This is a genomic window from uncultured Arenimonas sp., from assembly GCF_963976025.1.
Classification (GTDB): Bacteria; Pseudomonadota; Gammaproteobacteria; order Xanthomonadales; family Xanthomonadaceae; genus Arenimonas.
In genome coordinates, this window is record NZ_CAXBJS010000058.1 from 1 (window position 1) to 15,487 (window position 15,487).

Sequence of the window (15,487 nt, forward strand, 5' to 3'; positions counted from 1 at the left end):
TTGTCCAGACGCTGGCGGCCGCGCGTGGACAGGGAACGCACCGCCGGCGTGCGTGCGAAATCGCGCAGGTGGGCGTCCTGGACTTCCGCGTTTTCGAAGCCGGCGTCGGCCAGCACGGCCGGATCGCCGCCATCGGGCAGCGCGCGCCAGTACTGCACCAGCGAACTGACCGGCGCCTTACGGCGGCGGCGCGCTTCGAGCAGGCCGGAGAATTCTTCGGCGACCACCGACCGGTGGCCGTCGAGTTCGGCCAGCAGTTCGCCTTCGCCCGGATGGCCCAGGCCGCGGGCGATGCGATGGCGCAGCAGCGGCTCGTCGGGCAGTGCGTGCACCTGCTGGTCGGCCAGCATCTGCACGCGGTTCTCGAGCCGGCGCAGGTAACGGTAGGCCGTGGCCAGGCGTTCGGCGGTCGCGGCCTTGACGTGGCCGGCGTCGGCCAGCGCGGCCAGCGCCGGCAGCAGGGACCGACCGCGCAGCCCGGGCTCGCGGCCGGCGCGGATCAGCTGCAGCGCCTGCACCAGGAACTCGACTTCGCGGATGCCGCCGGGGCCCAGCTTGAGGTCTTCGGCCAGTTCACGCCGCTGCACTTCGGCGCTGATCAGTGCCTTCATTTCGCGCAGGCCGTCGAGCGCGCTGTAGTCCAGGTAACGCCGGTAGACGAACGGCCGCAGCGTATCGAGCAGGCGCTGGCCGGCGGCCAGGTCGCCGGCCACCGGGCGCGCCTTGATCCAGGCGTAACGCTCCCAGTCGCGGCCTTCGCGCTGGTAGTACTGCTCCATTGCACCGAAGCTCAGGGCCAGGCGGCCGCTGGCGCCGAACGGGCGCAGGCGCAGGTCGACGCGGTGGCAGAAGCCATCGCCGGTGACGTCTCCCAGCAGCTGCGCCAGGCGCTGGCCGAGGCGGGTGAACCAGGCTTCGGCTTCCAGCGGCCGCGGGCCATCGGAGACGCCGTGTTCGGGAAAGGCAAACACCAGGTCCACGTCGGAGCTGAAATTCAGCTCGTGCCCGCCCAGCTTGCCCAGGCCGAACACCACCAGCGACTGCACCTGGCCGTCGGCGTTGCGCACCAGGCCGTGGGCCTGTTCAAGCGGCCCGATCAGGGCCTGCACGCCGGCCTGCAGGGCCTGGTCGGCGATGCGGCTGGCGCCGGCCAGCGTGGCATCGACGTCATCGATGTCCATGACGTCGCGCCAGACCAGGCGCGTTGACTGCCGGGCCCGCCAGCGCCGCAGCAGCGACGGCCAGTCGGCCGCCGCGTCGGCGCCGAGGTCGGGCACGGTGACCAGGGGGTCGTCCAGGGTTTCAAGCAGGGCCGGCTGGCGGACCAGCGTATCGATGGCGAAATCGCTGGCGACCGCCAGCCTCGCCAGGGCCTGCCGCCGCGCCGGCTCGGCGGCGGCCGGCGCGCGCTCGGCAAGGCGGGTCAGGGCGCGGTCGACCAGCGCATCCGTCGCGTGGTCCAGTGAGTCGGAAGCAGCCATTGGGCGATTCTACGGGTTCGCCCGCCGGGAACGCCTACCGCCACATCGACGGTGGAAACTCCAGCCTGATGCCGCGATGGCCCGAAGGCACCGTCGGGTCGAGTTTTTCACTGCAGCCTTCGTTTTCGCTGCGCGCGAGGCTTTCGGCGGCACCCAGCATCAGCTGTCTCTGCACTTGTTCCGGGCTGGCATCGGGATTCACCGAGATCGTGGTTTGGTGGCATCCACCGGTGCTGCGCACGGCCACCGCGGGCACCAGGCGCGCCATGGCGTGGTTGGCGAACCGGTCGAAGCTGTCCTGCGGCATGGCCCGCGCCGAGGTGCTGATGCGTCCCTTGTACAGAAATAGCCCGCGGTAAAAGAGGTAAGCCACGGAGTCGAGCGGCTCGCCGTCGCGCGCGAAACGCAGCGGCAGCTTGCGGCCAACCGCCGGGTCCAGTGATGCCTCGACGCCCGCGATCGCCGCCAGGATTTCCTGCTCGTCGGTCCGCGGCGCTGCCGCCTGTTCCGGCCCGGAGCCAGCGAGGTCAATCCTGCCGTCGGCGGCCACGCTGGCCAGGTTGAAATCGACTTCGTCGCCATACGCCATGTCGGTATAACGCCCCTGGTCGGTCATTGCCGAAAGCTCGTCGCGCAGTTGCCCCATCCCTGAATCCAGGGCGTCGCCGCGGTCCGCCCGGCCGACCGGGTACACGTAAAGATCCACCAGCACATCGGGGAAGTCCGGATGCGCGTACCGCATCCCGGCGCCCCATTCGGGGTGGCCCGGGTAATCGTTGGACGAAACCAGCCGGAATTCGCCCACCGATTCAGGCACCAGGACCAGGCTTGATTCCATGAACGCTCGCCCGGCCGCTTCGGCAGGTGTCGCGACTTCTTCGCGCTGGGCAGGTGTCGTGGCGCAGCCCGCAAGGGCCAGAAAAACGAATGCGGCGATCAGCGGGCGGTTCATGGCGTCTCCCAGGCTCGGGCCGAGTGTAGCGGCACGGCAAGACGGGCAAAAAGAAAGCCCGCAGCGCTTGAGCAGCTGCGGGCTTTCAGCTCCCTCCCCCACGTCGGAAGCGCAAGCATCGTGGCGTGGGGGGCGGGATGTTGCACGTTGCAGTGCAACATCCGCGCTGGTTCAGAGCACCAGCCAGGTCACCAGGCCCAGGAAGGAGCCCATGCTGACCACGTCAGTCAGTGTTGTGAGGAAGATGCTCGAGGCCGTCGCCGGATCCGTGCCCAGGCGCTTGAGCACCAGCGGGATGGTCGAACCAGCCAGGCCCGCGACCATGCAGCTCAGGGACATGGCCGCCAGCGTTATCAGGGCCAGCGCCAATGCGTCCTCGCCGCCGCCGCGGGCAGCGAACCAATACATGGCCACGCCGGCGAGGGCGCCGGTCACCGCGCCGTTGATCAGGCCCAGCACGCCCTCCTTGGTGACGATGCCGACGATGCGCGTGGACTTGAGCTCGCCCAGGGTCATGCCACGCAGCATCACCGCCATGGACTGCGCGCCCAGGTTGCCGCTCTGGCCGCCCAGCACCGGCAGGAACGCCGCCAGCACCACCACCCGGTTGATCGTGTCCTCGAAATAGCCCACCACCGCCGCCGCCACGAACACCGTCAGCAGGTTCACCAGCAGCCAGGGGTTGCGGAACTTGAAGGCGCGCCACAGCGGCGTCGCCAGGCGCTCTTCCTTCTCGACGCCGACCATGGAACCGGCCTGGGCGGATATCTCGAAGGCCTGCTGTTCGAACAGCACCTGCCCGCGCACCTGGCCCACCAGGTGGCCGTCGTCTTCGCAGACCGGGTACACGGGGTAGTGGCGCGTCACCACTTCGCGCATGGCGTCCACCAGGTCCTGGCCCGGACGCAGGCAGAAGGGCGAACGAATCATGATCTCGTCCAGCGGGCGGTCGCGGTCGGCGTAAAGCAGGTCACGGAAAGCCACCACGCCGACCAGCCGCTGGCCGCCATCGACGACCCACAGGTAGGTGACCAGGCGCTTCTTGACCACGTCGCGCAGGGCGTCAATCGCCTCGCTGACCCGGGTGCCGGCCGGGAACACCGCCGGTGGGTCTTCGAGAAGCCGGCCCACGGAACCTTCCGGGTAGCGCTGGCTGTCGGCCCAGTCGGTGCCCGCGGGGGCCGCGGCCATCACCTCCGTCCGGTCGCCGACCGGCATCGCGGCGAGCAGGTCGTTGGCCCGGGCCGGCGGCAGGCCGGCCAGCATCAGCGCCACTTCCGGCGCCGGGATGCCCTTGAGCCGCTTGATCGCCGAGTCGGTGTCGAGCGCGGCGATGCGCTTGGCCAGGGCCTGGTCCGGTGCCGCTGTCGTTTCGCTCACGTATTTCTCCCCGGGAAAGCCTTCGAAAACGGCTTAAGCCTAGCCGAACGGACACCCGGCGGGCCATGCGCGTTCCACGCGGTTCTGGGACAATTGCCGCCTCGCACCCCCACGGCGAAAAACCAATGACGGCGTTTGACCTGCGAGCCCTGCTCGCGCTTTCGTGCGGCCTGTTGCTTGCCGCCTGCGGTTCCGACCAAGCCGCGTCCCCTTCCACACCCTCACTCAGCGTCAGCGTTGCCGAACCGGCCATGCAGACCCTGCCCCGCCGCATCGCCGCCTCGGGATCGATCGCCGCCTGGGAAGAAGTGGTGCTGGGCGTCGAGCTCTCCGGCCAGCGCGTGGCCTCGGTCGAGGTCGAGGTCGGGGACGTGGTGGAAAAGGGCCAGCCGCTGCTGAGGCTCGACACACGCACGCTGGCCATGGAGCTGCGCCAGGCGGAAGCCAACCTCAAGGTCGCCTCGGCCAATGCCCGGCGCGGCGAGCGCCTGCGCCGCGAACAACTGGTCGCCGCCAGCGAGGCCGAGCAGCTGATCGCCGGCGAGATAACCGCCCGCGCCCAGGCCGAGAACGCCCGGCTGCGGATGGAATTCGCCACCCTGCGCGCGCCGCACGACGGCGTCATCTCGGCGCGCAACGTGCAGCCCGGCCAGGTGATCACCGCCGGCGCCGAGCTGCTGCGCATGATCCGCGACCAGCGCCTGGAATGGCGCGCCGAACTGCCCGAAGCCGCGCTGGTGCAGATCGAGGAAGGCATGCCGGTGCGCCTGCAGGCGCCCGACGGCCAGCCGGTCGAAGGCACCGTGCGCACGATTTCCCCGGGCCTGGACAGCCGCAGCCGCACAGGCACCGTATTCGCCGACCTGCCCGACCCGGGCGGGCTGCGCGCCGGCATGTACGCAGCGGGCGAGATCGAGCTGGCCGAACGCGAAGTGCGCACGGTGCCCGCCGCCGCCATCGTCGAACGCGACGGTTATCGCTACCTGTTCGTGCTGGGCGAAGGGGACGTCGTTGCCCAGCGCCGCGTCGAACTGGGCGCGCGCAGCGGCGACGTGGTCGAAGTCACCGAGGGCCTGCAAGGCGACGAACGCGTGGTGGTCGAAGGCGCCGGCTTCCTGGCCGACGGTGACCTGGTGCGCGTGGTCGCGGCCAGCGAGGGCTGAGCGGCATGAACTTCTCCGCGTGGTCCATCAACCGGCCGCTGCCGGCGATCCTGCTGTTCATCCTGCTGACGCTGGTGGGCCTGTTCGGTTTCCAGCAGCTGGCGGTGTCGCGTTTCCCCGATGTTTCCTATCCGGGCATCACCGTCACCGTGGCGCTGCCGGGCGCCACGCCCAGCCAGCTTGAAACCGAAGTCACCCGCAAGGTCGAAGACTCGGTGGCCAGCCTGGCCGACATCAACAAGCTGGTCAGCACGGTGACCGAAGGTTCGTCGACGACCTTCGTCGAGTTCCGCATCGGCAAGGATCTTTCCGACGCGCTCGACGAAGTGCGCGATGCCGTCGCTCGCATCCGCGCCGACCTGCCGGCCGACATCGAAGACCCGGTGGTCGCCAAGATCGAAATCGTCGGCGGCACCCTGGTCACCTACGCGGTGGCCTCGGACAGCCTGGGCGAGGACGAGCTGAGCTGGTTCGTCGACAACGAAGTCACCAAGAAGATGTTCTCGGTGCGCGGCGTCGGCACCGTGGTGCGCAGCGGCGGCATCGACCGCGAAGTGCAGGTGGACCTGCGCCCGGGCGTGCTGGCCGCCTACGGCATCACCGCCGGCGACGTGTCCGCCCAGCTGGCGCGCTCGCAGCTTGAACGCTCCGGCGGCCGCGCCACCCAGGGCAGCAGCGAACAGGCCATCCGCGCGGTCGGAACGGTCGACAGCGCGCAGATGCTGGAACAATTCCCGATCGTGCTGCCCGACGGCAGCCAGGTGCCGCTGGTGGCGCTGGCCACGGTCACCGACGGCCACGCCGAACGCCGGCAGCTGGCCCTGATCGACGGCCAGCCGGTGGTGAGCTTCGGCATCAGCCGCACCGTGGGCTCGAGCGAAATCGACGTCGGCGAAGGCGTCGAAGCGGCCATCCGGCAGCTCGAAGCCGAACACCCGCGGGTGAAGTTCAAGCTCGTCAGCACCGCCATCGACGAAGTGCGCGCCTCGTTCAGCTCGTCCATGCACATGCTGTGGGAGGGCGCCGCGCTGGCCGTGCTGGTGGTGTGGTTCTTCCTGCGCGACTGGCGCGCGACCTGGATCTCGGCGCTGGCGCTGCCGCTGTCGATCATCCCCACCTTCGGCGTCATCTGGCTGCTTGGCTTCAGCCTGAACATGATCACGCTGTTGGCGCTGGCGGTGGTGGTGGGCATCCTGGTGGACGACGCCATCGTCGAAGTCGAGAACATCGACCGCCACCTGGCCATGGGCAAGCCGCCCAAGCAGGCCGCCACCGAGGCCGCCGACGAAATCGGCCTGGCCGTCATCGCCACCTCGGCGACGCTGGCCGCGGTGTTCATCCCGGTGGCCTTCATGCCCGGCATCGCCGGCAAGTTTTTCCTGGAGTTCGGCTGGACCGCGGCAACGGCGGTGATCTTCTCGCTGATGGTCGCGCGCCTGCTGACGCCGATGATGGCGGCCTACCAGCTCAAGGCCAAACCCCACGTCGAAAAAGAATCGAAGCTGATGGCGCGCTACCTGCGCCTGGTCGAGTGGGCGCTGGCCAATCGCTACAAAACCCTGGGCCTGGCGCTGCTGATGTTCATCGGCTCGCTGATGCTGCTGCCCTTCATCCCGGCGACCTTCATTCCCGGCTCCGACCTGGGCCGCAGCAACCTGAGCCTGGAGCTGCCGCCCGGCGCGCGCCTGGAACAGACCGCCGAGATGAGCGAACGCGCCCGCGCCCTGATCAGCGACATCCCGGAACTTCGCCAGGCCTACGCCACCGTCGGCGGCGTGCTCGACCTGGGTGACCCGGCGGTAAGCGGTTTCGGCGAGGTGCGCAAGGTCACGATGGTGCTGGACTGGGGTCCCGAAGGCGACCGCGACAGGTCGCAGAAGGAACTGGAACGCGAGGTGCGCGAGCGGCTGACCGCGCTGCCCGGCGTGCGCCAGCGATTCCTCAGCAGCGAACCGGGCGAGCAGCTGATGCTGGTTCTCAGCGGCGACGACCCCGAGCGCCTGTATCGCGCCGCGGGCGAATTCGAACGCGACCTGCGTTCGCTGCAGGGCCTGGGCACCGTCAGTTCCACCGCCTCGTTGCTGCGGCCCGAACTGGTGATCGTTCCGGACGCGCGCCGCGCCGCCGACCTGGGCGTGTCCACCGTGGACATCGCCGAAGCGGCGCGCATCGCCACCAGCGGCGACTTCCGCCAGCGCCTGGCCAAGCTGAACCTGTCCGACCAGGACCTGCTGACGCTGATGCGCGTGCCCAGCGCCAAGGGCGGCACGGTGCCGCTGTCGGCCGTGGCCGATATCCGCCGCGGCAGCGGGCCCTCTCAGGTCAATCGGTTCGGGCGCCAGCGCAACATCACCTTCACCGCCGAACTCAACGGCCGCCCGCTGGGCGAAGTGATGGCTGAAGTCGAGGCGCTGCCCTCGCTGCAGCGGCTGCCGCCGGGCGTGCAGATCCAGAACACCGGCGACTCGGAAATCTTCGTCGAACTCTTCGTCGGTTTTGCCCTGGCCATGGGCGCCGGTCTGTTCTGCGTGTACGCGGTGCTGTTGCTGCTGTTCAACCACGCCAGCCACCCGCTGATCATCCTGATGGCGGTGCCGCTGTCGGCCGGCGGCGCCTTCGGCGCGATGCTGATAACGGGAACGCTGCTGTCGCTGCCGGCGCTGATCGGCCTGCTGATGCTGATCGGCATCGCCACCAAGAACTCGATCCTGCTGGTGGACTACGCCGTCATCGCCGAGGACGAAAAGGGCATGAACATGCACGACGCCCTGGTGGACGCCTGCCGCAAGCGCGCCCGCCCGGTGATCATGACCACCATCGCCATGACCGCCGGCATGACCCCCATCGCGCTGGGCCTGGGCGCCGACGCCGCCTTCCGCCAGCCGATGGCGATCGCCGTCATCGGCGGCCTGGCCACCTCCACCCTGCTGAGCCTGGTGGTGATCCCGGCCGCTTTCGCGGCGATGGAGACCTTCACCCGGCGGTTCACCCGCAAGGCGAAGGCGGCCTGAGGACTACTCCGGCGCCGCGACGCCGTTGCAGCGGGGAAGGCGCAGCGGCGCCGCTTCTTCACAGAGCTTGCGCCGTTGCACCACGAAAGCGCCGCGCAGCCCCTCGGGCTCCGCCTCCAGGCGGTCAAGGTCGGCTTCCGCTGCAGCCAGCACTTCTTCCGACGCACGCAGGTCACCGGCATCGCGCAGAACCCGCGACAGCACCGCCTGGGCCATGACGGTTTCGCGATGCGGCTGGGGCAGGCCACGACGACTCAGGTCGACCGCCTCGCGCGCCATGGCCACGGCTGCTTCCACGTTGCCCTGCTCAAGCTCTCCCATTACCAGCCCGAACATCTGCGAGAGCACCTGCGGATTGTCTTCGCCCATCACCTGGCGCTGCTCAGCCAGCGTGCGCTTGCGCAGTTCATGGGCTTCCTGCTTGCGGCCCATGTCCACCAGCAGGAAGGCGCGGTTGCTCAGCAACGTCCACAGCGGTGGGCTGCCCTGCGGGAAGGCCTCGCGCTGCATGCGTTCGGCCTCGTCGTAGATCGCCAACGCTTCGGCCAGGCGCCCCTGCGAATGCGCGACATTGCCCTGGTTGGCCCGCAGCACGGCGCGGGCATCGGGCGACAGGCCTTCCAGCGACTCGATCGGCATGGCATCGGCCTGCGCCAGCAGGCGGGAGGCTTCGCCATATCGCTCCTGCTGGATCATCAGGTCGGCCAGGTTGTTGAGCACGGTGAAGTACAGCCAGCCCTGGTCGTGGCCGGCCGCCTCCATGTCTTCCCGAAGTCGCTGAAGTTCGTCGGTGGCGACCTCGACCCGGCCTTCGTGGTTGCTGACCTGGGCCAGGCTTTCGCGGATGTCGAACGTCAGGCTGGCCTCCGGACCGTGCGCGGCCAGGGTGTCGGCCAGCGCCTGCTCAAGCTGCTCGCGCGCCTTTGCCACCTGGCCCCGTCCCAGCAGAGAGGAACCAAGGACCTGGCGCACGCCCGCGCCCAGGTCCGGCCGGTCGGTGAAGCGCACGTCCACCTGCTTGATCGCCGAATCCACCGCCTCGGCCAGCGTCGGGTTGCCGCCGGCCACGTAGGGGTCTGAATAGGCGACCACGTCCTTGAGGAACGTATTGATGCGCGCCATGTCGTCGGCGGCCTGGCGCGCCTCGTGCGCCTGCCACGCGGCAACACCCGCCGACGCCAGCACCGCCACCAGCGCCAGCGAAGCCGCCACCACGCCCAGCCGGTGCCGCCGCACGAACTTGCCGACCCGGTAGCTGGTTGAATCGGGATGCGCCAACACCGGCTGTCCGTCGAGATAGCGGCGGATGTCGTCCGCCAGCTCCTGCGCCGAGCCGTACCGCCGCACCGATTCCTTGTGCATGGCCTTGGCGACGATGCGCTCGAGGTCGGGCGTGAGCTGCGCGCGGCGAGCCTTTCGCTCGCCGTCGGTCAGCGCCGCCTTCTCGAGCATCTTGCGCATCGGGTCGGGCAGCGTGTCGCAGACCACGGCTTCGGCTTCGGACGGACGCAGGCCGCCCAGTTCGTAGGGGCGCACGCCGGCCAGCAGCTGGTAGAGCATCACGCCCAGCGAATAGACGTCGGAGCTGGTGGTCAGCGCCTGCTGGCGCACTTGTTCGGGGCTGGCGTAGGCCGGTGTCATCGCCGACAGCGAGGTGTGGCGCTTTCCGTCGGTGGGCAGCGGCTCCTGTTCGAGGATCTTGGCGATGCCGAAATCGAGCAGGCGCGGTTCGCCGTTCTCGCCGACCAGGACGTTGTCGGGCTTGAGGTCGCGGTGCACGATCAGGTGACGATGCGCTTCCTGCACGCCGTCGCAGACCTTGGCGAACAGGGCCAGCCGCGCCCGCACGTCCAGCTTGTTGGCCTTGCAGTAGTCGGTGAGCGGCACGCCGTCGACGTATTCCATCACCAGGTAGGGAATGCCGGCGCCGGTGCTGCCGCCGTCGAGGATGCGCGCCACGTTCGGGTGGCTCATGCGCGCCAGGATCGAACGTTCGTCCTCGAAGCGGCTGATCAGCTGGCGGCGGAACTCGGCCGCGGCCAGCAGGTGCACCGGGCGCACCAGCTTGATCGCCACCTGCTGGTCGTAGACATCGTCGGCGCGACGGCCCAGGTAGACCACGCCCATGCCGCCCGATTCCAGCGGCTTGAGCAGTTCGTAGGCGCCGAGGCGTTCGCCGACCTTGGGGAACTCGGGCGGCAGCGCTTCTTCGGCAACCGCGGTCTCTTCCAGGAAGGCGCCGGACGCCTGGTCGGCGTCGAGCAGGCGCAGCACGCGGTCGCGCACGCCCTGCTCCATGTCCTGGTCGGCCAGCCACAGTTTCCGGTGCCCTGGCTTCTGGGCCAGCGCGCGCTCGAACCACTGCAGGACCTGCACTTCCACTGATGTCTTCATGAGTCCCCCGGCCACCCAATGCGGCCCGACGTTAGCAGAAGGCGCAGAACAGGGCCGTTCCGGCTCAGCTAGACTCCGCCGGCATGAGCGAGGACATCACCCACCTGCTGCGGGACTGGCGCGAAGGCGACCTGGCGGCGCGCGACCGGCTGGTTGCGGTGCTTTACCCGGAACTGCGGGCCTTGGCCGACCGCCAGCTGCGCGGCGAGCGTGCCAACCACACCCTGCAGCCCACCGCCCTGGTCAACGAGGCCTACCTGCGGCTTTCCGGCCTGGAGCGCATGGACTTCCAGGACCGCAGCCACTTCGTGCGCATGGCCGCGCGGGTGATGCGCGAAGTGCTGGTGGATCATGCGCGCCGACGCCAGGCGGCCAAGCGCGATGGCGGCCACCGGGTCACCCTGACCGGCCTGGACGTGGCCGAGGAGGCCGGTAACGTGGATGCGCTGGCGCTGGACGGCGCACTGACGCGGCTCGAGCAGATCGACCCGGACAAGGCCCGGGTGGTGGAGTTGCGCTACTTCGGCGGCCTGACCATCGAGGAAACCGCCGAGGCCATGGGCAGCTCGCCCGCCACCGTGAAGCGGCACTGGCAGTCGGCCCGGGCCTGGCTGTTCGACGCGCTCGCCGACGGCGGCTGAGCGAAGGCGCCGGGCGCCCCGGGTATCCCGGGAACGTCCGGCGTGTTCGTCACTGTCTTATTTGAACGTGATCCGGCGCAGCTGGTACTCGCCGGTGATGTCGCGCATCGACGGATAGTTCTTGCTGATGCCGCGGGTCTTTTCCTGGTTGGCGTTGCCCCAGGCCTTCATGAACGCGTCGTAGCGTTCCTTCGAGGGCTGCATCTGTTCAGCCGACTCGAAGTACTGCACCAGCACGACGTTGAAGTCGCCCGAACTCGGCATTTCGCTCACGTACACCGAATAGTCCTTGATGTGCCCGAGCTTCTTGGCGACTTCGTTCGAGGCTACCCAGGTATCCCTGATGCCTTCGAGGTAATCGTCGATCCTGTTGGCGTGGACCTGGATCGTCGTGATGTGCGTCACTTCCTGGCTCGGCTCGTAGTCGGTGTAAGGCTTGAGCTGGGCCCACGCGGACGCCGCGGAAAGCAGCAAGGACAGCGCCAGCAGCTTGCAGATCGTCTTCATGGTGTTCCCCTGGTGGTTGACGGGACAGCAGTGTCCCGCAGCGGACCCTACCCCGGGCGACCCCGCCTTCACACCGCAAACTGACGGCCGCGAAGCACTTTCACGGCACAGGGACGCAATTGGCCGTTGTTTCTTGCTTGTGCCGTTAGCTCTTTCGAAATAGCCCATGGAGCTGCACGATGACCGTGAATCCCCGTCAGCTCCCCGCAAACGCCGGAGCCATGTCCCGCCGGCAATTGCTTCGCCTGATCGGCCTGGCCGGCGGCAGTGCGGTGATGTACCAGGCCATGACCAGCCTGGGCTTCGCCGCCGAAAGCAGCTTCACCGGTTTCCCGAAACTCGGCGCCGCCCCGCGCGGCGCGTCGGTGCTGGTGCTGGGCGCCGGCATCGCCGGCATGGTGGCCGCGCTCGAGCTGCGCAACGCCGGCTACCAGGTGCAGGTGCTGGAGTTCAACGACCGTCCCGGTGGCCGCGTGTGGACGCTGCGCGGCGGCGACCGCTACACCGAACTCGGCGGCGACACCCAGGACTGCGGCTTCGCGCCCGGCAACTACATCAATCCCGGCCCCTGGCGCCTGCCGCACCACCACCACGGCATCCTGTCCTATTGCCGGCGGCTGGGCGTGGCGCTGGAGAACTTCGTGCAGGTCAACTACAACGCCTTGCTGCACGACCCGGTCGCCTTCGGCGGCAAGCCGCAGCGCCTGCGCACCATCAAGGCCGACTACCAGGGCCATGTGGCCGAACTTCTGGCCAAGGCAAGCCGCGGCGCCGCCCTGGATGCGCCGGTGACCGCCGAAGACCAGGAGATGCTGCTCGCCTCGCTGCAGTGGTGGGGCGCCCTGGACCGGAACTACGCCTATACCGGCGGCCATGAAAGCAACGACCGCCGCGGATACGCCAAGGCCCCGGGCGGCGGGCCGTCGGGCGCGCCGGTGTTTTCCAAGCCGCTCAAGCCCTCGGATGTCCTGCAGTCCGGGCTCTGGGGTTTCCTGCCGCTGGGCGAGCTCTACGACATGCAAAGCACGCTGATGCAGCCCGTCGGCGGCATGGACGCGATTGCCAAGGCCTTCGGACGAGAGCTCGGCGACATCATCCGCTACCGCGCCCGGGTGACCGACATCCGCCAGGACGAAGCCGGCGTCACCGCCACCTACGAAGACTTGTCAGCGCCCGGCACCACGCAAACCGCGCGCGCCGACTGGTGCGTGTGCACGATTCCGCTTTCGGTACTGGGACAGATCCCGATGAATGTCGGCCAGCCCATGGCCGATGCGATCAGCGCGATTCCCTATGCCGGTTCGACCAAGGTCGGCCTGCAGTTCAAGCGGCGCTTCTGGGAAGAAGACGAACACATCTACGGCGGCATCAGCTACACGTCCCAGCCCATCGGCACCATCGGCTACCCCAGCCACGGTTACCAGTCACCGGGCAAGGCGGTGCTGCTGGGTGCCTACGTCTGGGGACACGACGCCGACCGCTTCAACGCCATGTCGCCGGCGCAGCGGGTGGCGCAGGCGGTGCAGCAGGGCAGCCGGCTGCATCCGCAGTACCCGCAGGAGTTCGACAACGGCATTGCCGTGTCCTGGCATCGCGTGCCCGGCACGATGGGTTGTTTTGCGCTGTGGACCGAAAGCCTGCGTGAACAGCACTACGCCAACCTGTGCGCCTTCGACGGCCGCATCGTGCTGGCGGGCGAACACGCTTCCTACCAGCCGGCGTGGCAGGAAGGCGCGGTCAACTCGGCGCTCAGCGCGATCACCCGGCTGCACGAGCGCGCCGTGGTTTCGGGAGAAAAGACATGAAGATTCGGATTCTTGGGGGCGGCCTGCTGGTCCTTGGCCTGGCGGCACTGCCTGCCATTGGCCAGGACGAACCGGATGCGGACGCGCTGTCGCAGCGCGCCTCCGTGGACGGCAGGATCCTGGCAAGCGACGGCAAGGCGATCTACGAACAGGTCTGCCAGGGCTGCCACATGCCCGAAGGCCGCGGCGCCATCGGCGCGGGCAACTATCCCGCGCTGGCCGGCAATCCCAAGGCGGCCTCGGCACCCTACCTGGCCGTGACCATCCTGAAGGGGCGGCGCAACATGCCGGCCTTCGGCAGCGACCGCAGCCAGGAACTGTTCGTGGGGCAGTCGTGGATGGATGACGAGCAGGTGGCCGCGGTGGTCAACTACCTGCGCACCAATTTTGGCAACCGCTACACCGACCCGATCAGCGCCGCCGACGTCGCGGCCCTGCGCGACCCCACCGGAGACCGTCGATGAAATCCCGCATCCAGCTGCTTGCCTTGCTTGTCCTGGCCCCGTCCTTTGCCGCCGGCGCCGAAGTCGTGCGGCACAAGATCCCCAACAGCAACTTCCCCATCGCCGCCGCGGTGGAAGTACCGGCCGGCCGCACCACGGTTTACCTCAGCGGCGCGGTGCCGCCGGTGGCGAATGCCGACGAACCCGCCACCAGCATCGCCGCTTATGGCAACACCGAAGCGCAGACGGTGGCGGTGCTCGGCCGCATCAAGGCCCAGCTCGAAGGTTTGGGCCTGGGCATGGGCGACGTGGTGAAGATGCAGGTGTTCCTGGTCGGCGACCCCGAGCAGGCCGGCCGGATGGACTTCGCCGGCTTCATGAAGGGCTACGTGCAGTTCTTCGGCACCGAGGAACAGCCGAACCTGCCGGCGCGTTCGACCATGCAGGTCGCGGCGCTGGCCAACCCCGGCTTCCTGGTGGAAATCGAGGTCACCGCGGTCCGGCCCTGAACCGGCGTCAGTCGCGCGGCGGGTTGTACCGGTCCAGCCAGTCCTTGACCTGCGCATACCAGTACACCGAGTTCTGCGGTTTGAGGATCCAGTGGTTTTCGTCCGGGAAATACACCAGGCGCGTCGGCACGCCCCTGACGAGCAGGGTCTGGAACAGCTCGAAGCCATGGTTCACCGGCACGCGCAGGTCGTTCTGCCCGTGGATGACAAGCGTCGGCGTGCTGAAGTTGCCTGCAGCCAGGTGCGGCGAGTTGCGCTCAATGACCTCGGCATTGCCCTCTTCCCAGAAACCACCGAAGCGCGGTACCGTGCCGGCGAAGTCGGCGGCGTACTGGGTGTAGAGGTTGTACACGCCGGCGTGCACGACCAGGGTGTTGAACGGGTGCTCGCGACCCAGGACCACCGAGCTCAGGTAACCACCGTAGCTGCCGCCGCCGGCCACCATCCGCTCGCCGTCGGCCCAGGGCTGCGCCGCCAGCCAGTCCGCCGCCTTGATGACGTCCTGGTAGGGCTTTTCAGCCCATTCCGGGTTGATCGAATCGGCGAAGGCTTCGCCAAAACCCGAGCTGCCGTGGAAATTGGGCCAGGCGGTGACATAACCCCAGCTGCCGAACACCTGTGCGTTCCAGCGGAACTGCATGGCATTGGTGATGCCGTTGTGCGGCCCGCCGTGGATCAGCACGAACACCGGGTACTTCTTCGACTTGTCGAAACCCGGCGGGTAGTTCACCCACATCTGCACCGGGGCGCCGTCCGCACCCGCGTAGGTGACCGACTCAAAACGTCCCAGGGCGGTGCCGGCCAACAGCGCGTCGTTCAGGTGCGAGAGGGCCGTGCTGGCCCCGCTGTCCGGATCGACGCTGACCACGGTCGGCGGTTCGATGAAACTCTGGCGCAGCGCCAGCAATCCCTGCGGAGTGGACGCAGGGCCCGTGAATGACGATTCCGCGGTGATGGCGCGCGGCGGGCCGGAGAGCGGAAGTTCGTACAGCCGGTTGGTGCCGGCATCGTCGATCGCGCCGTAGAGCGTGCGGCCGTCATGCGACCAGGCCAGGCCCGAGGCGCTGCGGTCCCAGTCGGCGTGCAGCTCGCGGGTTTCGCCGCTGCGCCGGTCATGAAGCATCGGCCGCGCCTTGGCGCCGTAAAAACCCGGCACGCGCTGCTGCAGGAACACCAGCTGGCCGCCGTCGGGCCTGTACAG

11 protein-coding genes and 1 pseudogene are annotated in these 15,487 nt (G+C 68.6%); 6 read left to right on the plus strand and 6 right to left on the minus strand.

Annotated elements, in window-relative coordinates; genetic code table 11:
- The 3 genes and pseudogenes from AACZ35_RS06475 to AACZ35_RS06485 form a co-directional block, all read right to left on the minus strand.
- A pseudogene (locus tag AACZ35_RS06475) lies at positions 1 to 1,481 on the minus strand (glutamine-synthetase adenylyltransferase); the annotation flags it as partial.
- 34 nt (positions 1,482 to 1,515) lie between these two features.
- Positions 1,516 to 2,433 (minus strand): hypothetical protein, encoded by a 918-nt coding sequence (locus AACZ35_RS06480; RefSeq protein ID WP_339827328.1) that lies wholly within the window; start codon positions 2,431 to 2,433, stop codon positions 1,516 to 1,518.
- Positions 2,434 to 2,604: 171 nt separating this feature from the next.
- A complete protein-coding gene (locus AACZ35_RS06485) occupies positions 2,605 to 3,813 on the minus strand; it encodes a magnesium transporter (RefSeq protein WP_339827330.1) in 1,209 nt (402 codons plus the stop codon).
- A gap of 125 nt (positions 3,814 to 3,938) precedes the next feature.
- Between AACZ35_RS06485 and AACZ35_RS06490 the strand changes: the two genes are divergently transcribed.
- Together AACZ35_RS06490 and AACZ35_RS06495 are read left to right on the plus strand one after the other, a co-directional pair.
- Positions 3,939 to 4,976 carry an efflux RND transporter periplasmic adaptor subunit gene (locus AACZ35_RS06490; RefSeq protein ID WP_339827332.1) on the plus strand — a complete coding sequence of 346 codons (1,038 nt, stop codon included), beginning with the start codon at positions 3,939 to 3,941 and terminating at the stop codon, positions 4,974 to 4,976.
- Between the two features lie 5 nt (positions 4,977 to 4,981).
- Positions 4,982 to 7,987 carry an efflux RND transporter permease subunit gene (locus AACZ35_RS06495; protein WP_339827334.1) on the plus strand — a complete coding sequence of 1,002 codons (3,006 nt, stop codon included), beginning with the start codon at positions 4,982 to 4,984 and terminating at the stop codon, positions 7,985 to 7,987.
- A 3-nt stretch (positions 7,988 to 7,990) separates the two neighbouring features.
- Here AACZ35_RS06495 and AACZ35_RS06500 read toward each other — a convergent pair whose 3' ends face one another.
- Positions 7,991 to 10,381, minus strand: a complete 2,391-nt coding sequence (locus AACZ35_RS06500; protein ID WP_339827337.1) for a protein kinase — start codon at positions 10,379 to 10,381, stop codon at positions 7,991 to 7,993.
- 83 nt (positions 10,382 to 10,464) lie between these two features.
- Between AACZ35_RS06500 and AACZ35_RS06505 the strand changes: the two genes are divergently transcribed.
- Positions 10,465 to 11,022: a sigma-70 family RNA polymerase sigma factor gene (locus AACZ35_RS06505; protein ID WP_339827340.1), complete on the plus strand. Its 558-nt coding sequence runs from the start codon at positions 10,465 to 10,467 to the stop codon at positions 11,020 to 11,022.
- A 57-nt stretch (positions 11,023 to 11,079) separates the two neighbouring features.
- Here the strand turns inward: AACZ35_RS06505 and AACZ35_RS06510 are convergent, their stop codons facing one another.
- Positions 11,080 to 11,529 carry a hypothetical protein gene (locus AACZ35_RS06510; protein WP_339827342.1) on the minus strand — a complete coding sequence of 150 codons (450 nt, stop codon included), beginning with the start codon at positions 11,527 to 11,529 and terminating at the stop codon, positions 11,080 to 11,082.
- A 221-nt stretch (positions 11,530 to 11,750) separates the two neighbouring features.
- Here AACZ35_RS06510 and AACZ35_RS06515 point away from each other — a divergent pair, with 221 nt between their 5' ends.
- From AACZ35_RS06515 to AACZ35_RS06525, 3 genes are read left to right on the plus strand one after another with little or no spacing between them, the layout of a single operon-like run.
- Positions 11,751 to 13,334 carry a flavin monoamine oxidase family protein gene (locus AACZ35_RS06515; protein ID WP_339827345.1) on the plus strand — a complete coding sequence of 528 codons (1,584 nt, stop codon included), beginning with the start codon at positions 11,751 to 11,753 and terminating at the stop codon, positions 13,332 to 13,334.
- A complete protein-coding gene (locus tag AACZ35_RS06520) occupies positions 13,331 to 13,798 on the plus strand; it encodes a cytochrome c (RefSeq protein ID WP_339827347.1) in 468 nt (155 codons plus the stop codon). The genes AACZ35_RS06515 and AACZ35_RS06520 overlap by 4 nt, the downstream gene beginning before the upstream one ends.
- Positions 13,795 to 14,286, plus strand: coding sequence for a RidA family protein (locus AACZ35_RS06525; protein ID WP_339827349.1), 492 nt, complete (start codon positions 13,795 to 13,797; stop codon positions 14,284 to 14,286). Before AACZ35_RS06520 ends, AACZ35_RS06525 begins: the two co-directional genes overlap by 4 nt.
- Positions 14,287 to 14,293: 7 nt before the next feature.
- Here AACZ35_RS06525 and AACZ35_RS06530 read toward each other — a convergent pair.
- Positions 14,294 to 15,487 (minus strand): prolyl oligopeptidase family serine peptidase (locus AACZ35_RS06530; protein ID WP_339827353.1); only part of this gene is annotated, 1,194 nt, incomplete at its 5' end.

Bases quoted from the DNA above. Each gene is read 5' to 3' on its own strand.
- AACZ35_RS06500 (WP_339827337.1), bottom strand. From the start codon at position 10,381: ATGAAGACATCAGTGGAAGTGCAGGTCCTGCAGTGGTTCGAGCGCGCG.
- AACZ35_RS06480 (WP_339827328.1), bottom strand. From the start codon at position 2,433: ATGAACCGCCCGCTGATCGCCGCATTCGTTTTTCTGGCCCTTGCGGGC.
- AACZ35_RS06525 (WP_339827349.1), top strand. From the start codon at position 13,795: ATGAAATCCCGCATCCAGCTGCTTGCCTTGCTTGTCCTGGCCCCGTCC.
- AACZ35_RS06510 (WP_339827342.1), bottom strand. From the start codon at position 11,529: ATGAAGACGATCTGCAAGCTGCTGGCGCTGTCCTTGCTGCTTTCCGCG.
- AACZ35_RS06520 (WP_339827347.1), top strand. From the start codon at position 13,331: ATGAAGATTCGGATTCTTGGGGGCGGCCTGCTGGTCCTTGGCCTGGCG.
- AACZ35_RS06505 (WP_339827340.1), top strand. From the start codon at position 10,465: ATGAGCGAGGACATCACCCACCTGCTGCGGGACTGGCGCGAAGGCGAC.
- AACZ35_RS06515 (WP_339827345.1), top strand. From the start codon at position 11,751: ATGTCCCGCCGGCAATTGCTTCGCCTGATCGGCCTGGCCGGCGGCAGT.
- AACZ35_RS06495 (WP_339827334.1), top strand. From the start codon at position 4,982: ATGAACTTCTCCGCGTGGTCCATCAACCGGCCGCTGCCGGCGATCCTG.
- AACZ35_RS06490 (WP_339827332.1), top strand. From the start codon at position 3,939: ATGACGGCGTTTGACCTGCGAGCCCTGCTCGCGCTTTCGTGCGGCCTG.